The following is a 512-nucleotide window of genomic DNA, read 5'->3' as shown; positions in this document are numbered from 1 at the left end:
AACGCTTGCGCCCATAGCGGTCGCCCAGCGGCCCGGCCGACAGGATGAAGGCCGACAGGCACAGCGCATAGGCGTCCACCACCCATTGCAGCCCGGCCATGTCGGTGCGCAGGGCCGCCTGCATGGCGGGCAGGGCGACGTTGACGATGCTGATGTCCAGGGTGGCGACGAAGCTGCCGAGATTGACGGCGACGAGCAGGGCGCGGCGGCGGGAAGCGTGCATGGCGAGGGGCGTACTACGGGTTATGGAAGCTCCATTCTATTTTTCGACTGACCGCCGGTCAATGGATTTGATAATAATTCTCAACAAGCTGAACAGAAGCTTGCAAACCCCGCAAATCTCTACCTATCCGCAGGAGCCGCCCCGGCGGCACATCGCCGCGAACGGGGCCGCGCGGAGCCGGCTTTGCCGGTCCGCAGCGGCGCCCCTTGAGGGGGAAGCGCGTAGCGCTTGGGGGGGGCCATCCCTCCGGTCCGCAGCGGCGCCCCCTTGAGGGGGGAGCGCGTAGCGC

Annotated in this window: 1 protein-coding gene; it reads right to left on the bottom strand. The window is 67.2% G+C overall.

Features of this window, described 5'->3' with window-relative positions; all coding sequences use genetic code 11:
• On the bottom strand, positions 1–223 hold a 223-nt coding region (locus KDH83_RS32705; RefSeq protein ID WP_249205394.1), incomplete at its 3' end, for an MFS transporter.
• Positions 224–512: the final 289 nt, after the last annotated feature.

Source organism: Achromobacter sp. Marseille-Q0513 (genome assembly GCF_018195695.1).
GTDB lineage: Bacteria > Pseudomonadota > Gammaproteobacteria > Burkholderiales > Burkholderiaceae_B > Achromobacter.
The sequence above is the reverse complement of the archived record's forward strand: the minus strand, read 5'-3'. Positions and strand labels throughout refer to the sequence as shown.